This is a genomic window from Sphingobium sp. LMA1-1-1.1 (assembly GCF_040676365.1).
GTDB lineage: Bacteria > Pseudomonadota > Alphaproteobacteria > Sphingomonadales > Sphingomonadaceae > Sphingobium.
The window spans coordinates 484212-502291 of record NZ_JBEGHS010000034.1; the positions used below are offsets into that span (position 1 = coordinate 484212).

Below are 18080 nucleotides of genomic sequence, written 5' to 3' on the forward strand. Positions count from 1 at the left end.
GAGCGCGGCCTCTTCATCCCTTTTCAGGCGATCAGAAGGATGCGGTGACCGAACCGACCACTGCGCCCCTGGCCGCATCGCGGAAGTTGCCCGCAGCAGCCTTGGGACGGAAATGGGTGTCCGTGTCGACATAGCTGACGCCGAAGGTCAGATGGCTCCACGTATAGGTCGCGCCGACGCTCCAGTCGGTGTAGCCCTTGCCGACCGGGACCAGATAGCTGGGCCCGAAGCTGTGGGCCAGATGCGCCGTCACGCCCAGCGGGGTGTTCGGGATGCTGGCCGAGAGGTCACCGGCGAGGTACAGATTGTCTTCCTTGTGAATGCCGTCGACGGTGAGCGCCTTCTGCTTGGGCGCATAATTGGCGGTCACCTTGGCGGTCGCCGGGCCGAACGTGCCCTTGATGGAGGCATAGGGCTCGACGAAATCGGTGTTCGCGCCGGCCGAACCGGGATAGTAGTAATAGAGAACGCCGACGTCGAAGGTCGCCGCGCCGACGGTCTTGGAATAGCCGGCGATCAGGTCGAGTTCCTGGTCGCTGCCATTGGCGACATAATCATCGATCGAGCTGCCCCAGGTCGAGACGTAGAAGCCCGAGCTGTGCGTCAGGGTGATGCTGCCCTGCAGCGCGAAACGCTTGTCGGTCTGCGAGATGCCGCGGAAGCGATAGTCGGTCACCACGGCGGCCGTGCCGGTCACGGTGAGATCGGGCGTGGGCTCGTCCTGAGCGAAAGCGGGTGCCGACATGGCGGCAAGGGCAAGGGCCGAGAGGCCGAGTATGGACTTACGCATATGATGTCCCCTTGATGGTATCTGCGATGGTCCCACCTGCGTCATGGTCCCGGATCTCTATTGCCCTGTGCGGGATGGACCGGGTTGCCTCAACGAAGGAGGAGATGCCCGCCGCCGTTGCAGCGCACAAGATTTTATTGCGGAACGATGACGTTTGCGTCTGTAATGTTGCTGGTCTGCAACAAATTTAGGCATGATTGTGGCACGGCGCGGCGTCGCGCGCGCTTTTTGCCGCAATTGGGGATCGTTGCGCTACGGCAGGGGCGGTGCCGCGTCGCGCGGTGCATGAATGACGCGCTGCGGATAGGGGATGGTGATGCCATGGTCGCGGAACAGCCGCCACAGCCGGCCGAGCACATCCGATTTCACACTGCCGATGCCGCTTTCCGGGTCGCTGATCCACACCAATATGTCATGTTCAACGCGGTTTTCGCCAAAGGCGGTGAGCCAGACATTGGGTTTGGGATTGCGAAGCACGCGGGGACTTTCCTGCGCGGCGCGCAGCATCAGTTCCTGCGCGAGCTGGAGGTCGCTGTCATAACCGATGCCGACGGGAATGCGGACGCGGACATTGCGGTCGGAATAGGACCAGTTCTCCACCTCCTGCGTCATCAGATTCTCGTTCGGGATCAGATGTTCCTTGCCGTCGCGGGTGATGACGCTGACGGCGCGCACGCCGATCTTGTTCACCCAGCCGAAGCTGTCGCCGACGACGATGACGTCGCCCGGCTTGATCGACCGGTCCATCAGCAGGATGATGCCGGCGATCAGATTGCCGAAGGTCTTTTGCAGGCCGAAGCCGACGGCGAGGCCCAGCGCGCCGGAGAAGACGGTGAAGGCGGTGAGGTCGACGCCGAGCAGGTCCACGCCGATGAAGAAGGCCGCGACCACCACGACGATGGCGGCCAGCTTCTGCGCCAGCAGCTTCTGCGTGGCGTCCAGGCCATGGGCGTGCGTGATGCTGCGCCCGATGATGCGGTTGGCAAGGCGCACCAGGGCGAACAGCGCGACGCAGATCGCAGCCATGCTGACCAGCCCCAACAAGGTGACGCGCCGCTTGCCAAGGTCCAGGCCGACGCCGTCGAGCATGTCCGCCACGGGAGCGAAGCCACCGCTGCTGCCGGAAAGAACCATGACGAACAGCAGCAAGGCGATCGGCAGCACGGCAAGGCGCGGAATGGCGAGGCTGCGCAGGACATGCACGGCGAGCAGCGAAAGCGACAGGGCGAGCGCGGCGCTCAGCACCAGATGCGCCAGATCCCCGACCGGCCAGAAGGCGACCGCCAGCGCCGTGACGGCTGCGGCGATGCCGTGGCGCAGGATCGGGCGCAAATGCCCCGCCAGCGCCTCCCCCAGGCCGCGGAATCGGCGGCGCAGGCGCGGCGCGGCGATGCGGGCGATCGCGCCGGCAATCAAATGGATGGCGATGGCCAGCGCCAGCGCGACCAAGGGATGGACGATGGCCGGATCGCCCGGCAACAGCGGCAGAAGTTCGGGCAAGCCCGGCGTCATCCGCGCGCGGCCCGGAAGCGGGCAAGGCCCGCGTCGAGATCGGCGATGAGGTCGTCGGCGTCCTCCAGCCCGATCTGGAGGCGGACGACCGGCCCCTCCGCCTGCCAGGCGGTGGCCGTGCGGTAGCGGGCGGGATCGACCGGAAGCGCGAGGCTTTCGAAGCCGCCCCAGCTATAGCCGATGCCAAAATGCGCGAGGCCGTCGATCAGGGCGGCACGGGCCGCTTCATCGCCGCCCTTGAGGACGAAGCTGAACAGGCCGCTTGAACCGGTGAAATCGCGATCCCAAAGCGCATGGCCGGGACAGGAGGGCAGGGCCGGGTGGAGGACGCGGGCGACGTCGGGCTGCTGCGACAGCCATTGCGCGATGCGCAGCGCGCTCGCCTGATGCTGGTTGAGCCGGACGCCCAATGTCCGCAGACCGCGCGCCGCGAGCCAGGCATCGTCGGGGCTGGTCATCTGCCCGAAAAGATAGGCGGTCTGGCGGATCCTGGGAAAGAAGGCGGGAGTGGCCGTGACCGACCCCATCATCACGTCGCTATGGCCGACGATATATTTGGTGCAGGCGAGAATGCTGATGTCGACGCCATGGCCGAGCGCCGGGAAGAAATAGGGGGTGGCCCATGTGTTGTCGATCAGCGTCGTTATGCCCCTGTCCCGCGCAATGGCGGTGATGGCGGGCACGTCCTGCACCTCGAAGGTCAGGCTGCCGGGGCTTTCCATGAAGATGGCGCGGGTGGCGTCGGTGATGAGCGCCGCGATCCCCGCGCCCACGGTCGGATCGTAATAGACCGTCTCCACGCCCAGTGGACGGAGCATCTGCTCGCAGAAATTGCGCGTCGGGTCATAGGCGCTGTCGACCATCAGAAGCTGGTCGCCGGGTTTCAGCACCGCCATCAGCGCGCAGGCGATGGCCGCGACTCCTGACGGATAGAGCATGGTGCCTTCGGCGCCCGGCTCCATTTCGGTGAGGGCGTCGGCCAGGCTCCATGCCGTGGGCGTGCCCTTGCGGCCGTAGAACAGCCGTTCATGCGTGCTGCGCCCTGCCGCGCCGCGCAGATGCGCGACATCGTCGTAAAGAATGGTCGAGGCGCGCCAGACCGGCGGGTTGACGATGCCTCCGGGCTGGCCGGGCATGCCGGTCCATTCGGGCTTGCGGCCCGCCTGGGCGATTTGGGTCAGGGGCTTGCGGTCCCCGCTCTTGCCCGACTTCCGGGTCATGCGGCGGGACCGGTCGCTTTCGGCGTGGCTGGGTCCAGCCCCCATTCGGACCAGCTTCCATCATAGAGGGTGACGTCGGTCTTGCCGAGCAGTTCCAGGCCCGCGAGCAGGATCGCGGCCGTCACGCCGCTGCCGCAGCTGGTGATGATCGGGCGGTCGAAATCCGTCCCGGCGTCGACAAACAGGCGGCGCAGTTCCTCGCCCTGCTTCATGCTGTTGTCGGCATGGTAGAAGGCGGAGGAGGGGATGTTGCGGCTGCCCGGAATATGGCCCGACGCCATGCCGGGGCGGGGTTCCCGTTCCTCGCCCGTGAAGCGCGCGGCGCCCCGTGCATCCAGCACCTGTTCCGACCCGCTTTCGAGATTGGCGAGAATATCCTCCTTGGTGCGGACCTGGCCTGCGTCGCGCCTTGCGATGGCATTGCCGGGCGCCGTTTCGGGCATGCCGCTTTCCGTCGGCCGCCCCTCCGCCAGCCATTTCGAAAGGCCGCCGTCGAGGATCGCCGCGCCCTTGCCCACGCCATAGAGGCGCATCATCCACCAGCCGCGCGCCGCGCTGTGGGTCGGGCTGTTGTCATAGACGATGATGCGGCTGTCCGCGTCGATGCCAAGGCGCCGGCAACGCTCGGTCATGAAATCATCGGTCGGCAGCATGCCGGGGCGCGGATCGTCGGGGTCGGCCAGGCTGGGAAGGTCGAGGAAGACGGCGCCGGGGATATGGGCGGCCTCGAACTCGGCCTGGGGATTGCGGGGCACACCGGGCAGGAACAGGCTGGCGTCGACGATCCGGAGGTCGGGCTTGCCCAATTCCCCCTCAAGCCAGTCGGTCGTCACCAATATGTCCATGCGCGCCCTTGCTCCCTCGCTCGTTCGGCCACCTGCGATGGGTGGCGCAGACCTGTTCTAGAGCATCGCGGGGAGAAGTGGGAACCGGTTTTCCGCTTTTGACGATATGACGGCTTCAGCGGAGGTGGGAAGGGCCGTTCACCTTAACTGGAGAGGCTGAGCGCGGTCGCGCGGCTGCCGGGGGCAGGATATTGGCGCGGGCCAAGATCCAGCCGGAAGGGGGATAGGCGTTCGACCGGCGGCGATCGTTCCTCCCCGATGATGAAGACGCGCCCGGTGCGTCCGGCGCCTTCACTGTCACTCGTACTGGCGCCCGTCCAGCGATAATGCGCGTCGAAGGCGATCAAGGGGATCAGCAGCGCCCGCTCGCCCATGGGGATCGCGGCGATCGCCTGCGCGTCAAGCCGCATTTCCCCGATGAGCGCCTGCGTCTCGCCCGGCGCGATCGACACGACCGAATGAACCGGAAGGCCGGTTTCACCTGCGAAGAAGGGCTGGAAAAGCGCCTGCTGCTGCTGTGGATCGGCATTGGTGATCAGGCTGCGGACCAGAATATCCTCCGCCGCACGGTTGCCGCGATTGTGGAGCATCAGCCGATAGCCGATGGTCGCGCCCAATAATGTCAGGCGGGCGGCCTGCACTTCCATGGCAAGTTCGATCCATGGCCGGTCGCTGGTTGCCGGTGCGGTAGCCTGCGCGGTTGCTGGTTTGGGCGAGGCAGGTACCGCCCTGGGCTGGGGCTGGGGCTGGGGCTGGGGCTGGGGCTGGGGCTGGGGCTGGGGCTGGGGTGGAGCCGGCATGGGCGGCGGTGCCGCTTCGGCTTCGTGGGGCTGGTCCTCCACCGCGTCTTCCTTGCGGCGGCGCAGCCAGAAAAAGGCCCCGGTCAGCAGGATGGCGGCCCCCGCTGCTGCGGTGATCCACGGCCATGCGGGCGCGGGCTGCTCCACGACGGCGGGCTGGGCAGGCTGCGGGCTGGGCGCCGCGTCATTGGCGGCGGGGGGAGGGCCTTGATTTTCGACCGGCGATGATGGGGCCAGCGATGATGGGGGAGGTGCTTCGCTGCGGGCTGGGCCTTCGGCCGGTGCCTCCCTTTGCGGCGCGGGTTGCGGCGTGCGCGCTGCCCCGGCGGGACGCTGGTTGGGCTGGCTTTGCGGCTGCGGTTGTGTCTGTGTCTGGGGTTGAGATGGTGCCGGGACAGCGATGGGCGGAAGCTGGATCGTTGGCGTCACGACCGGCGGCGGCGTCACGGATGTGGGCGCGCCGCGGAACACGTTCAGTTCCGGCCCCTGCGCTTTGGGATTGGCCTGCGGCGGCGGTGCGGTGCGCGGCAGGTTGAAGACCGGATCGCTGCTATTTTCCTGCTGGGCGAAGGCAGGCGCGGCCAGCAGCAGCGGCGCGGCGAGCAGAAGCGAAAAACGGAACCCCATGGGTGGCAGCCAAGGCATTTGCCCAGGTGAACCCGCCATGAACGAAAGGCAAGAGAGGCGTGACGATGACATCTGCCGTGCAATGGCGTAGATGGCCTGCCATGACTGACATGCCGACTCCACTTCATCTGGGCCGAACCAGTGCCCTGCCCGCACGTCCCGAAGAGGCCGTGCTGGATTATGTGCCCAATCCGCGTCCGGGGAAACCCTATCTGGTGCGCTTCGCCGCGCCGGAATTCACGTCCCTCTGTCCGGTGACGGGGCAACCCGATTTCGCGCATCTGGTGATCGACTATGCGCCCGCGGCGACCATCGTCGAATCCAAATCGCTGAAGCTGTTCCTCAGCGCCTTTCGCAACCATGCCGCCTTCCATGAGGATTGCACGGTCGGGATCGGCGAAAGGCTGTTCGCGGAGATGAACCCGATATGGCTGCGCATCGGCGGCTATTGGTATCCGCGCGGGGGCATTCCCATCGACGTGTTCTGGCAATCAGGCGAGCCGCCGGCGGGGCTGTGGCTCCCCCCGCAGGACGTGCCGGGTTATCGCGGGCGGGGTTAACGCGCCCGGAGGGAATGGCGTTCCTGCCGGCGCGGCGGCAGGAAGCTTCACCTCCGCTTTTGTTTGACAAACGAACAACAAGTTTCGATCAACGACATGTGCGGCGGGGCGCCCGGCTTGACCGACGAGGTGAAACGGACGATCCCCCTGACATCCTGGCGCGCGACTTTCGCCGCGCCGTTCCAACCTGTCGGAGTTGCGAACCTCATGTCCTTTTCGAAAATCCTTCCGCTGATGCTGGCGGCCGCGCCGCTGGCCATGGCTGTCCCGGCATGGGCGCAGCCGGTGGCCCCGTCCGGCCCCGCCGCGGGTGTGACCACGCAACTGCCGCGCGGCGCCGCGCCCAGCCATTATGCGATTGAGGTGACTCCCGATGCGGCCAATCTGAAGTTCACGGGCAGGACCACCATCGATGTCACCGTGACTCAGGCGATGCCTGCCCTGGTGCTGAACGCGGCGGACCTGACGATAAGTTCGGTGACGCTGACCCCGGTAAACGACAAGGCGGCAAAGGGTAAGGCCGCAAAGGGGACCGCCCGGATCGACGCCGCCGCGCAAACCGTCACCTTCGATTTCGGCAAGCCGCTCCAGCCGGGCAGCTACAAGCTCGACATCGGCTATGCAGGTGTCATCAACCAGCAGGCGAACGGCCTGTTCGCGCTCGATTATACCGACAATGCCGGCAAGGCGAAGCGCGCCCTCTTCACCCAGTTCGAGGCGCCCGACGCCCGCCGCTTCGTGCCGAGCTTCGATGAGCCGAGCTACAAGGCGACCTTCGACCTGAGCGCCGTCGTCCCCGCCGATCAGCTTGCCGTCAGCAACATGCCGGTCAAGAGCAGCGCCGATGCCGGGTCGGGCAGGAAGCTGGTGACCTTTGGCACCAGCCCGAAAATGTCATCCTACCTCCTCTTCTTCGGCCTGGGCGAACTGGAACGCGCAACGAAAATGGCCGGCGCAACCGAAGTCGGCGTGATCACCGGCAAGGGCAACACCGGCAAGGCGCAACTCGCGCTCGATGCGTCGGCGGCGATCCTGCCTTATTATAACGACTATTTCGGCGTGCCCTTCCCCTTGCCCAAGCTGGACAATGTCGCGGGGCCGGGGCAGAGCCAGTTCTTCTCCGCCATGGAGAATTGGGGCGCGATCTTCACCTTCGAGCGGGCCTTGCTGGTCGATCCGCGCTTCACGTCGGAAAGCACGCGTCGGACCATCTATTCGATCGTCGCGCATGAAATGGCGCACCAGTGGTTCGGCGATCTGGTCACCATGGCGTGGTGGGACGATCTCTGGCTGAACGAAGGTTTCGCAAGCTGGATGGCGACCAAGGTCACCGACAAGCTGAACCCCGAATGGGAAATGCTGCTGTCCCGCGTCAATGGCCGCGAGCGGGCGATGAGCCTGGATTCGCTGGTGACGACCCACCCGATCCTCCAGAAGATCCACACCGTCGATGAGGTGAACCAGGCCTTTGACGACATCACCTATGAAAAGGGCGAGGCCGTCATCACCATGCTCGAGGGCTTTGCGGGGGAGGATGCGTGGCGTTCGGGCATCCGCGCCTATATGAAGCAGCACGCCTATGGGAACACCGTGACCGACGACCTGTGGAAGGCGGTCGAGGGCGCGGGCGCCAAGGGCGTGGTCGGCATCGCACATGATTTCACCAGCCAGCCGGGCATCCCGCTGGTCAAGGTGGACAGCGCGCAATGTCAGGGCGGATCGACCATCCTGTCACTGTCGCAGGGCGAATTCAGCCGTGACCGGAAGGACAAGGCGCCGCTCAAATGGAATGTGCCGGTGATGGCGCAGGCGATCGGCCAAGGGGGCGGCGGGACGCAGCAGCGGCTGATCCTGAACGGATCGGCGCAGGTGACGCTGCCGGGTTGTGGCGCCTATCTGATCAACGCCGGGCAGACGGGCTATTACCGCTCGCTCTATCCGGAAGCGAATCTCAGATCCCTGGTCAGGGACTTCACCAAATTGACGTCCATGGACCAGATCGGCCTGATGGCGGACAATTTCCAGCTGGGCCTCGGCGGCTATCAGCCCATGGGACTGGCCCTCGACCTGATCGATGCCGTGCCCGCGACCGCCAGCCCCGCCGTGCTGGCGGAGGTGCCGGGCTATCTCGACAGTGCCCACACCATGCTGGAGAGCGACAAGGCGAGCCAGGCGCGGGTCGCGGCCTATGCGTCGAAGAAGCTGAGCCCCGTGCTGGCAAGCGTCGGATTCGATGCCAAGCCGGGCGAGAATCCCCAGGTGCCGGTGTTGCGCTCGGCCCTGGTGTCGACGCTGGGCGGCATGGGCGACAAGGCGGTCGTCGCGGAAGCGAACAAACGTTTCGCCGCGCTGGCGACCAATCCGTCCGCGCTTGATGGTCCGCTTCGCAATGTCTGGCTCCGCATCATCGCGGAAAATGCCGATGCCGCGACCTGGGACAAGCTGCGCGCCATGGCCAACGGCGCCAAGTCGGACCTCGAAAAGAGCACCACCTTCGCCCTGCTGGGCGCGGCCAAGGATGAGAAGCTGGCCGCCAGGGCGCTCGACCTGGCGATGACCGACGAGCCGGGCAAGACGACCAGCGCGGCCATCATATCCGCCGTGGGCGGCGAGCATCCGATGCTGGCCGTCGACTATGTGCTGGCGCATCGCGAGCAATATGAGGCGATGATCGACGTGTCGGCGCGCAGCCAGGCGATTGCGCGGCTTGGCGGCAATTCCGCCGATCCGGCGATGGTGACGAAGCTGGACGCCTATGCCACCCAATATCTGACGCCGGAATCGCGCAAGGTGGTGGATCGCTCCATCGCCGCGATCAAGACACGGATCGAGACCCGGGCACGGCTGAAGCCCGCGCTGATCGGATGGTTCGCGAAGAAATAGGCGCCGATGGTCCCTCCCGGAAACGGGAGGGACTTTCCGGATCAACGGGGCAGGTCGAGTGCCCTGGCGATGTCGTCCCAGGCCACCAGCTTGAAATTCTGCGCCGCCGTGGCGTTGTGCCCGTCCTGCGCCACGAACAGCCCGCCGGGATAGCCCGGTCCGAAATCGCCCAGCATCAGGTCGATGCCATCGGTTTCCTCCGACCCGCCAATGCTGCCTTCGACCACGCGAAAGCGGCCGGCATAGCTGTCGTCCGACAGCCGATAGGCGACATAGGCATTATCCCCCTGGCTGGAGACCAGGACATAGCCGTCCTTCTCGCCCATTGGCGCGATGGCGACGCCTTCGGCATCCATGACGAGGTTCCTGCCGTCCGCCGCCGCTATCCTGGTCAGGGTGGTGGGGGCGTCGGCACGGGCATCGAAGCGCCAGAGGCCGACATCCTCCTCCGCCACATAGGCGATGCCGGTGCGGTCGTCGACCGCGCAGCCTTCCGACTGGGTGCCAAGCTTCCGGCTCCGCACGATGCGGCCCATGGGCGTGGCCCCGGAAGTGTCGAGCGCGACCTGATTCACCGTGCCGTCCTTCAGCACGATGAAGGCATAGGTCGCTTCCGTCGCGCGGTAGAGGCAGATGCCATAGGCCTCGCCCTGGCCGGCGTCCACCTTGCCCAGGGCGCTCAACCTGGCTGAGGCGGGATCGAGGCGGAACAGCGCCAGCCTGGCATGGGCAATGTCGTTGCGGTCACTCGCGACGACCAATATCCCGCTCCGGCCATTGATCATCACCCCGTCGCGCAGATCGACATTGTTGACCCGGCCCGCGTCGAGAAAGTCGCGGGTCTTCCCATCCAGCGCGTAGACGTAAAGGCCCGCCTTCTTGTCGGTGCCCACGATCAGGCTCTGCGCCGGATCGGCGGCGTTGCGCCAGATCGCCGGATCATCTGCCGCATCGGCATTGGGCGTGCCGACGGGCGTGGTTTCTCCGCGGGCCGTCACGGTGACGGCCGGCGTGGCGTTGGCGATGCGTTCCATCAGCGGGCGCTCTGGCGCCGCGCTGGCGCAGGCGCCGAGCAGGAAAGCGGCGCAAAGGCCGGCAGTGGATTGTCTGGTCATGGAATGCCCCCGTTTGCGGCACCTCTTGGACGCGCTTTATGACGGGGCTGTGACGGAAGAGGGCGAGTAGCGCCTGGCATGTCACTGTTCTGTCACCATAATTTCACGGGATTGTATTTCCGCCGCTCTACGTGCGCCGCCAGGCCCATTTTTAACGGGCCGTTTCAACAGGGGATCCTATGCAACATGATTTCGTCCGGCCGCGCGCCGGCGCACCGTTCGTTCGTCTTGCGCTGACCTGCGGCGTTGCCGGTTGGGCCTTGGCTTCGTCTCAGGTCATAGCCCAGGCGCCGGCCGTGGATGACGATATGGGAGCGATTGTCGTCACCGGCACCCGCCCGATCGCGGAGTCCGAGGCGGCGGCCCTGGAAATCCAGAAAAACAGCGACTCGCTGGTCACGGTGGCGGCGTCCGACTCGGTCGGTCGCCTGCCTGACCAGAACATCGCGCAGGCCGCCAGCCGCCTGCCCGGCATCAGCGTCGAGCGCGACCAGGGCCAGGCCCGCTACATCAATCTGCGCGGCGCGCCCAAGACCTGGACCACCCTGTCGTTCGACGGCATCAACGTGGTGAGCCCGGAAGGCCGCGACGCCCGTTTCGATTCCATCCCGTCGGCCATTGCCGGCAAGATCATCGTGTCGAAGGCGGTGACGCCCGACATGCCGGGCGAAACGGTCGCCGGCAACGTCAACGTCATCACGCGGTCGGCCTTCGATTATGACGGCTTCCATCTGGCGGGGAAGAGCGGCCTTGGCTTTGCCGAACTGGGCGACAGGAAGGAATATGAAGGCGCGCTGGTCGTTTCCGACCGCTTCCAGACCGGCATCGGTGAGATCGGCGTGCTGCTGTCGGGCAGCTATTATGAGCGCAACATGGTCACGGATAATTTCGAGACCGATTATGAGCGCGTCAGCCGGGATGCCCGCCCTGGCAACGAAACGCGCTTTTGGGCCCACGAAGCCGAAAACAAGCTCTATCGTCTGACCCGCAAGAACTGGTCGGTTTCCGGCCGCCTGGATTGGAAGCCGGACGCGCGGAACACCATCTCGCTCCGGTCGATCTATACCATCTTCACCGATGACGAGGCGCGGGACAATTACCGCTTCGATCTGGACGACAGGGAATCCGACCTGTCGAGCAGCAGCGCTGCCTGCACGATTACGCCCAACGCGACGCCGGCCACTTCGGGCTATGCCGACGTCTGCATCGGCAACACGCCGCAGCAGGGCACGGTCTATGGCATCGACATCCGCCAGCGTTCCACGCTGCGCGCCTTTCGCCAGTCGGTCTTCACCAATACGCTGGCGGGCGATCATGAATTTGCCGACGGCTGGAGGCTGAGCTGGGTCGGCAACTATACCGAATCGAAGGACGACCGATCGGTCGTGGGGGAGGCGACCTGGGACAGCCCGGGCACGCGCAACCTGCGGCCGACCGTCGCCTATGATTTTTCCGACCCGAACCTGTCGCGCCTGACGCTCTACCGCACGCAGCAACTGGCCAGCCCGACCCGCTATGCCGCCGGTGCGCAGGTCGTGGACGTCGACAGCTTCACCAAGCCGCTTTCCGGCTTCACGGTGCTGGACGCGGTGGACACGACCAAGGCCTATACGGGTCGCCTGGTTCTGGCGCGTGAGCTGGAACATGCGACGCTCAAGGGCGGGATCCAATATGACCGCCGCACGAAGATCGCGGACGAACGGCAGATCACGCTGAACGCCGCGCAGGCCGCGACCGTCCTGCCCACGGACTATAACCAGTTCTCGACCGACCAGAAGTTCCTGGGCGAGATCCCGATGGGCTACACCTTCCATTATTTCGACACGGACAAGATGCGCGCCGCGTCGAAGGCGGCGCAAGCGGCCTATGCCTTCGCGCCGAATACCGGCAATAATTACGATGTGCGGGAGGAGATCATCGCCGGTTACCTGATGGGTACCTTCCGCTACGACTGGGGTTCGGTGGTCGGCGGCGTGCGCGTCGAGCATATCAAGAACCGGGGTTCAGCCGTCGGCACCATTGCGGGGGTCAGCGGTCTCGTCACGGCAGAGGCCACGCAGACGCTGGCCTTCCCCAGCATGCACATCAACTATAATATCGACGACACGAAGAAGCTGCGCCTGTCCTTCAACAGCGGCGCGGCGCGCGCCGATTATGACCAGTTGCGGCCCAATGTCGTCGTCAACGACAGCAATGAGACGATCTCGGGCGGCAATCCGGCGATCAAGCCCGAGCGCGCCTATGGCGTCGACGCCTATTTCGAATGGTATCTGCGTCCGCAGGGCTATCTGATGATCGGCACCTTCTACAAGAAGATCGAGGATTTCCTCTACACCTCCTCCCGCACCTTCAATTCGGCCGCGCTCAACAGCAACGGCATCGACCGGTCCGGCTATACGTTCAGCGGCCTCGTCAATGGTGGTTCGGGCCGCATTTATGGTCTGGAAGCGGCTGCGCAGTTGCAGCTTGAGCCATGGACGGACGATCTGGGCCTGCCTGAATTCCTGGGCGGCTTTGGCGTTTCGGCCAACATCACGCTGAACAACAGCAAGGTCGATCTGGGCAACCGCAAGCTGCGGCTGCCCGGCACGTCGGACTTCGTCTACAATATTGGCGGCTATTACGAGAAATATGGCCTGTCGATCCGCCTGCAATATCAGAACCGCAGCAAATGGCTCGACACGGTGGGTAGCCTGGCCGATGCGGGCGACACCTATTGGGATTCGGACGACGAACTGGACTTCTCGGCGCGCTATGCGATCACCCGGAATTTCGAGATCTATTTCGACGCATCGAACCTGCTCAACCATCCGGGCCGCCGTTTCTCCGATCCGGGCAGCCTGCTGCGCGCAAGCGGCGTGCAGGCGCCCAACAGCAGCAACCAGACGATCGAGTGGGAACGTTTCGGTCGCCGTTATACCGGCGGCATCCGGTTCAACTTCTGATCCGCAGAAGCTTCAGGAATAAAGAAATTAGGGGGTCACCTGAGGTGGCCCCCTTCATTTCATCCTTCGGCCCCTGTCGGAGGTTTGTCAGGCTGGTCCCAAAGGTGCGCTGGCCCAGCGACGAAGGCGCGCGTAAAGCGCCCAGATCACGCCGAAGAAGGCGATTACCGACAGCGGCACGGCCCAGGGGTTCTCCGCCACCAGCGCCATGGGGGCGTCGCTGTCCGTCGCCGCGACGATCCCGGCAAAGGCGACGCCGAACAGGCTTTCCCCGACGATGAAGCCGGTCGCCATCAGCACCCCCATGCGCTCGGCAAATTCGGGGCTGGACTGGCGCAACGCCCAACGATTGTAGAGATGCCCGATCACCGCGCCGACCGGGATCAGCAGGGTCAGCGCCATCGGCAGGTAAATGCCCATGCCGACCGCCAAAGGCGGCAGGCGGAGCCTGCCCGCCTTGCCCAGCAGTTCGTCGATGGCGACGACGATCACGCCGATGCCCGCGCCGAAGCCGATCAGGCCCCAGTCGAGATCGCCGCCCAGCACGCCCTTCGCCAGGGCGGAGATCAGCGCGGCCTGCGGCGCGGGGAGGGCGGTCGCCTTGGCGCCGGGCGCGCCCGCGAAGCCGAAGGCGCTGTTCAGCAGGTCCAGCACCGGGGGGATCACCAGCGCGCCGAAGATCACGCCCAGCACCAGCGCGATCTGCTGCTTCCACGGCGTTGCGCCAACCAGCTGGCCGGTCTTCAGATCCTGAAGATTGTCGTTGGAAATGGTTGCGACGCCGAAGACGATGGCGGTGACGAACAGCGCATAGGCGATCAGCGCCTGCGCCTGCTTCGGATCGCCGCCCGACCCGTAGATGGCCGCCAGGATCAGCGAGGCGCCCAGCACCGCGAGAATGCCGACGCCGGAAATCGGACTGTTCGATGCGCCGATCAGCCCCGCCATATAGCCGCAGACCGATGCGATGACGATGCCCGCCACCAGGATATAGGCCAGCGTCAGCACGATGATCGGCACGGGGTTGAGCGCGATCGGCCCGCCCTGCGCGAAGATCCACAGCAGCACCGCGATCGGCAGCAGCGAAGCGAGGATGGTGCCGCCGACGACGCCGATGGGAAGATCGCGTTCGCTAAGGTCGAGCAGGCCGGCATTGCCGGACTTGCGGACCTTCGCCGCCGCCATGGCGGACCGGATGCCGCTGACGATCGGTCCCAATATCTTGAGCAGGGTCCAGATGGCGGCGATGCCGATGGTGCCGGCACCGATGAAGCGCGCCTTCATCCGGAAGGTGGTGCCGACGAGTTCGCTCAGATCGGCGCCCGTCGGAAGAGGGGCAGTAAGGTAGGGCACCAGGCCGACCCAGCTTATCAGCAGGCCGAAGAACATGGCGATGCCCACCGACAGGCCCACCAGATGCCCGACGCCGATCAGCGCCATGGAAAAGCTGGTGGAAACGCTGGACGCGCCCGCGCCGAATTTGAAGTAGGTTGCGGCTTCCTCCGCGATCAGCCTGGTCTTGGCCAGGATCGCGAAGGCGGCTGCGGCGACGGAGCTGGCGACGATGGCGGCCAGGCCGCGCTTGTTCTCCTCCAGCCCCTCGCGCGAACCGGCGCCGACTTTCAGCACTTCGGCGGCGGCCACGCCCTCGGGATAGGGCAGGTCGGAACCTGTCACCAGTGCGCGGCGCAGCGGCACGGAATACATGACGCCCAATATGCCGCCCAGCGCAATGGTGAAGGCGCTCAGCCAATAGGGAAAGCCCTGCCACCAGCCGATGATGACCAGGCCCGGCAAAACGAAGATGATGGCCGACAGCGTGCCGGCCGCCGATGCGATGGTCTGGACGATGTTGTTTTCCAGGATGGTGCCGGTCGCGAACAGCCGCAGCACGGCCATGGAGATGACGGCGGCAGGGATGGAGGTGGCGAAGGTCAGTCCGATCTTGAGGCCCAGATAGACGTTGGCGGCCGTGAACAGCAAAGTGATGAGCGCGCCCAATATGACGCCGCGAAGCGTCAGCTCCGCCATGGGGGCCGCCTTGGCCGAATCACTTGTCACTCGTCTGTCCCCTTGCCTGCGGCTGTTTTACCGATGTCTGGTAATAATGTTGCTTGGCTGTGGATCAATCGGAAAGTGCGCGCGAAGCGTCACGAGGCGGCGCCCCTGGTGTCGCCGGCGACGGCGGCATCCAGATAAGCATCGACCAACCGCGTCCAGAGCGTGTAGCCGCGCGGATTCATGTGCAGCCCGTCAGGCCGGAACAGAGATGCGTCGGGCAGGCCGTCCGGCGCCAGCAATACGCGGCCAACATCCAGATAGTCGAAACGGCTTACCCGCGCCCGCGCCGCCACGGTCATGTTGACCGCCGCCATTTTCGGCCAGAGCGTCCAGCGCATGGGGCTGGGCTTCAAGGACAGATAGGCGATATGCGCCTTGGGATAATCGGTGCGCAGTTGCCTGAGCAGGGCCAGCACATTGTTCGCCACCTCGGCCGGGCTGGCACCGGCGGCCAGATCATTTTCCCCGACATAGACCAGGATGGAACGCGGCTTCGCCCTGGGCAGCAGGCGCTTGTAATAATGCAGGACATCAGGGGTGGTCGCGCCGCCGAAGCCCCGGTTGATGGCGCCGATGTCAGGGAAGCTGCCGCCGATGTCCCACAGGCGAATGCTGGAGCTGCCCAGGAACAGCGTGGCGTCCGTGATTGCGGGACCGGCCTCGTTGGCCTTGGCAAATGCCTCGATCTCGCGCGAGAACGGAAAGGCGGGATCGGCATTGACCTTGAGCGCCGGTGCCTGTTCGGCCGCGTGCAGCAGGCCGCCAGCCCCCAGCAGCAGCGCAAGGCCGATCAGCGCCCGGCCCGCCCGGAGGCGGCCCCTAGTGGCGATGCAGGGGGCGGAGTTGATATTTGCCGTTGGCATAGGTGCCGAACATGCCGGAGATGGCGGGATGATCGACAGGCTCCTCGCTGTCGTCCGCGATCAGGTTTTGCTGGCTGACATAGGCGACATAGCTGCTTTCGCCATTTTCGGCGAGCAGATGGTAGAAGGGCTGATGCTTGTCCGGCCTGACCTCCTCGGGAATGGCCTGATACCATTCTTCCGTATTGGCGAAGACGGGATCGATATCGAACACCACCCCGCGAAAGCCGAAAAGGCGGTGCTGCACGACATCGCCGATGCTGAAGCCGGCGTGGACGATGGGCGGGGCTGTAACATCGGTTCCGAAAATCTGAATCGCGTCGTTCATGTGACACAATTTAGGATGCTTGCGGTGCGAAACAAGAAAAATGCTCGCCGCTGCTTGGCAAGGTGAAAATCATTCGCTAATGGCCGCCGCTCGACCGGGACGGCACGCGCCGAACCTTCTGCGGAGAGGTGGCAGAGTGGTCGAATGCACCGCACTCGAAATGCGGCGTGCCGGCAACGGTACCGAGGGTTCGAATCCCTCCCTCTCCGCCACCATCCTGTCCTTTCACATCCGTTCCGAATCGCTGAAGCCTAGCTTTTCTGCGGCTTTCAGCGTGATTCGTATCCACGTCCATCCCTGCCAGTCCACCAGTGACCGATTGGAAATGTGGGAAAGAATGTGGGAGATTTGGTCGCATGGGAAAGCTCTCCGCCAGCGCTGTGAAGGCAGCAACACGCCCTGGAAGGTTAGGTGATGGCGATGGCCTTTTCCTCGTGGTTCAGCCCGGTGGTGGGAAGAGCTGGGTCTGTCGGGTGCAGAAAAATGGCAACCGGCGTGACTTTGGCCTCGGCAGCGCTTCGAAAGTGTCATTAGCGACTGCGCGCGAACGGGCACGGGAAATCCGCACCTGGGTCGAACTCGGCCTGGATCCGATCTTCGAGCGGCGCAAGGCCCAAGGCATTCCCACATTCTGCCAAGCGGCTGCCCGGGTGATTGCGGCCCACAGCAGGACATGGCGCAACGAGAAGCACGAGAAGCAGTGGCTCCAGACGCTCGAAGCCTATGTGTTCCCGCATATCGGCCATGTGCAGGTTCACGAGATCACCGGCCCGATGATCCGTAACCTGCTGTCGGACATCTGGCTTGCCAAGCCGGAGACGGCGCGGCGGGTTCGGCAGCGGATCGGCACCGTGCTCGACTGGGCCTATGCTTCGGGCTACCGCGAGAGCGAGGCGCCGATGAGGGCGATCACCAAAGGGCTCCCCCGCCAACCCAAGAAGGAGGGGCATTTTGCGGCCATGCCCTATGCAAGGGTCCCGGCCTTCATGGTCAAGCTCGCCGAGCGGGAATCCTTTAGCCGTCTGGCGCTGCGCTTTGCCATCCTGACCGCCGTGCGATCCGGCGAGGTTCGCGGGGCGGCGTGGGAAGAATTCGACCTGGAGGAGAAGCTCTGGACGATCCCGGCCGCGCGGATGAAGGCGGCGCGCGAGCATGTCATTCCGCTGTCGGCACCAGCAATCGCCATCATCGAGCGTTGCCGCGAACTGCGGATCGGATCGCGATCGCTCGTGTTTCTCGGTGCCAGGGGGGACATGCCAATGAGCGACATGACGCTCACGAAGCTGCTTCGCGAGATGAAGGAGGACGCGACCGCCCACGGATTTCGCTCTGCCTTCAAGGACTGGGTCAGCGAGGAGACCAACCATCCCGGCGAAATTGCGGAAGCGGCGTTGGCGCACCGCGTTAGGGACAAAACGGAAGCTGCGTATCGGCGAGGCAACCTTCTCGAGAAGAGGAGGAAGCTGATGGACGAATGGGGAGCTTATTGCGGGAAGTGATGATTGGCTGCGACCCTTCCTGGCCGCTCAGC

13 protein-coding genes and 1 tRNA gene are annotated in these 18080 nt (G+C 65.0%); 5 read left to right on the forward strand and 9 right to left on the reverse strand.

What is annotated here, in order from left to right; translation table 11 throughout:
• Positions 1-31: 31 nt before the first annotated feature.
• The 5 genes from MRBLMA1_RS16455 to MRBLMA1_RS16475 form a co-directional block, all read right to left on the reverse strand.
• The gene (locus MRBLMA1_RS16455) at positions 32-790 is read right to left on the reverse strand and encodes a TorF family putative porin (RefSeq protein WP_363738130.1); all 759 of its coding nucleotides are present in this window, start codon (positions 788-790) and stop codon (positions 32-34) included.
• Between the two features lie 252 nt (positions 791-1042).
• Complete coding sequence (locus MRBLMA1_RS16460) at positions 1043-2302, reverse strand: mechanosensitive ion channel family protein (RefSeq protein ID WP_363738132.1); 1260 nt, start codon at positions 2300-2302, stop codon at positions 1043-1045.
• Positions 2299-3522 (reverse strand): cystathionine beta-lyase, encoded by a 1224-nt coding sequence (metC, locus tag MRBLMA1_RS16465; protein WP_363738245.1) that lies wholly within the window; start codon positions 3520-3522, stop codon positions 2299-2301. Before metC ends, MRBLMA1_RS16460 begins: the two co-directional genes overlap by 4 nt.
• A complete protein-coding gene (gene sseA, locus MRBLMA1_RS16470; RefSeq protein ID WP_363738134.1) occupies positions 3519-4367 on the reverse strand; it encodes a 3-mercaptopyruvate sulfurtransferase in 849 nt (282 codons plus the stop codon). Before sseA ends, metC begins: the two co-directional genes overlap by 4 nt.
• Positions 4368-4510: 143 nt before the next feature.
• Entirely contained in the window at positions 4511-5794 is a 1284-nt protein-coding gene (locus MRBLMA1_RS16475; protein WP_363738135.1) for a hypothetical protein, read from the reverse strand.
• Positions 5795-5895: 101 nt separating this feature from the next.
• Between MRBLMA1_RS16475 and queF the strand changes: the two genes are divergently transcribed.
• Positions 5896-6354 carry a preQ(1) synthase gene (gene queF, locus MRBLMA1_RS16480; protein WP_363738136.1) on the forward strand — a complete coding sequence of 153 codons (459 nt, stop codon included), beginning with the start codon at positions 5896-5898 and terminating at the stop codon, positions 6352-6354.
• A 207-nt stretch (positions 6355-6561) separates the two neighbouring features.
• Positions 6562-9237: a M1 family metallopeptidase gene (locus MRBLMA1_RS16485; RefSeq protein ID WP_363738138.1), complete on the forward strand. Its 2676-nt coding sequence runs from the start codon at positions 6562-6564 to the stop codon at positions 9235-9237.
• A 41-nt stretch (positions 9238-9278) separates the two neighbouring features.
• On the opposite strand, the gene MRBLMA1_RS16490 is transcribed toward MRBLMA1_RS16485, so the two are convergent.
• Positions 9279-10352 (reverse strand): phytase, encoded by a 1074-nt coding sequence (locus MRBLMA1_RS16490; RefSeq protein WP_363738140.1) that lies wholly within the window; start codon positions 10350-10352, stop codon positions 9279-9281.
• Between the two features lie 179 nt (positions 10353-10531).
• Here MRBLMA1_RS16490 and MRBLMA1_RS16495 point away from each other — a divergent pair, with 179 nt between their 5' ends.
• On the forward strand, positions 10532-13297 hold the full coding sequence (locus MRBLMA1_RS16495; protein ID WP_363738142.1) for a TonB-dependent receptor: 2766 nt from the start codon (positions 10532-10534) through the stop codon (positions 13295-13297).
• An 87-nt stretch (positions 13298-13384) separates the two neighbouring features.
• Here the strand turns inward: MRBLMA1_RS16495 and MRBLMA1_RS16500 are convergent, their stop codons facing one another.
• From MRBLMA1_RS16500 to hspQ, 3 genes are all read right to left on the reverse strand, one after another.
• Positions 13385-15328, reverse strand: coding sequence for an OPT family oligopeptide transporter (locus MRBLMA1_RS16500; RefSeq protein ID WP_414714772.1), 1944 nt, complete (start codon positions 15326-15328; stop codon positions 13385-13387).
• 119 nt (positions 15329-15447) lie between these two features.
• Positions 15448-16221, reverse strand: coding sequence for a GDSL-type esterase/lipase family protein (locus MRBLMA1_RS16505; protein WP_363738146.1), 774 nt, complete (start codon positions 16219-16221; stop codon positions 15448-15450).
• Entirely contained in the window at positions 16178-16549 is a 372-nt protein-coding gene (gene hspQ / locus MRBLMA1_RS16510; RefSeq protein ID WP_133653889.1) for a heat shock protein HspQ, read from the reverse strand. Before hspQ ends, MRBLMA1_RS16505 begins: the two co-directional genes overlap by 44 nt.
• 122 nt (positions 16550-16671) lie before the next feature.
• Here hspQ and MRBLMA1_RS16515 point away from each other — a divergent pair.
• Both MRBLMA1_RS16515 and MRBLMA1_RS16520 read left to right on the forward strand, forming a co-directional pair.
• Positions 16672-16761: transfer RNA gene (locus MRBLMA1_RS16515), tRNA-Ser, on the forward strand.
• Between the two features lie 99 nt (positions 16762-16860).
• Entirely contained in the window at positions 16861-18048 is a 1188-nt protein-coding gene (locus tag MRBLMA1_RS16520; protein WP_363738148.1) for a tyrosine-type recombinase/integrase, read from the forward strand.
• Positions 18049-18080 lie beyond the last annotated feature (32 nt).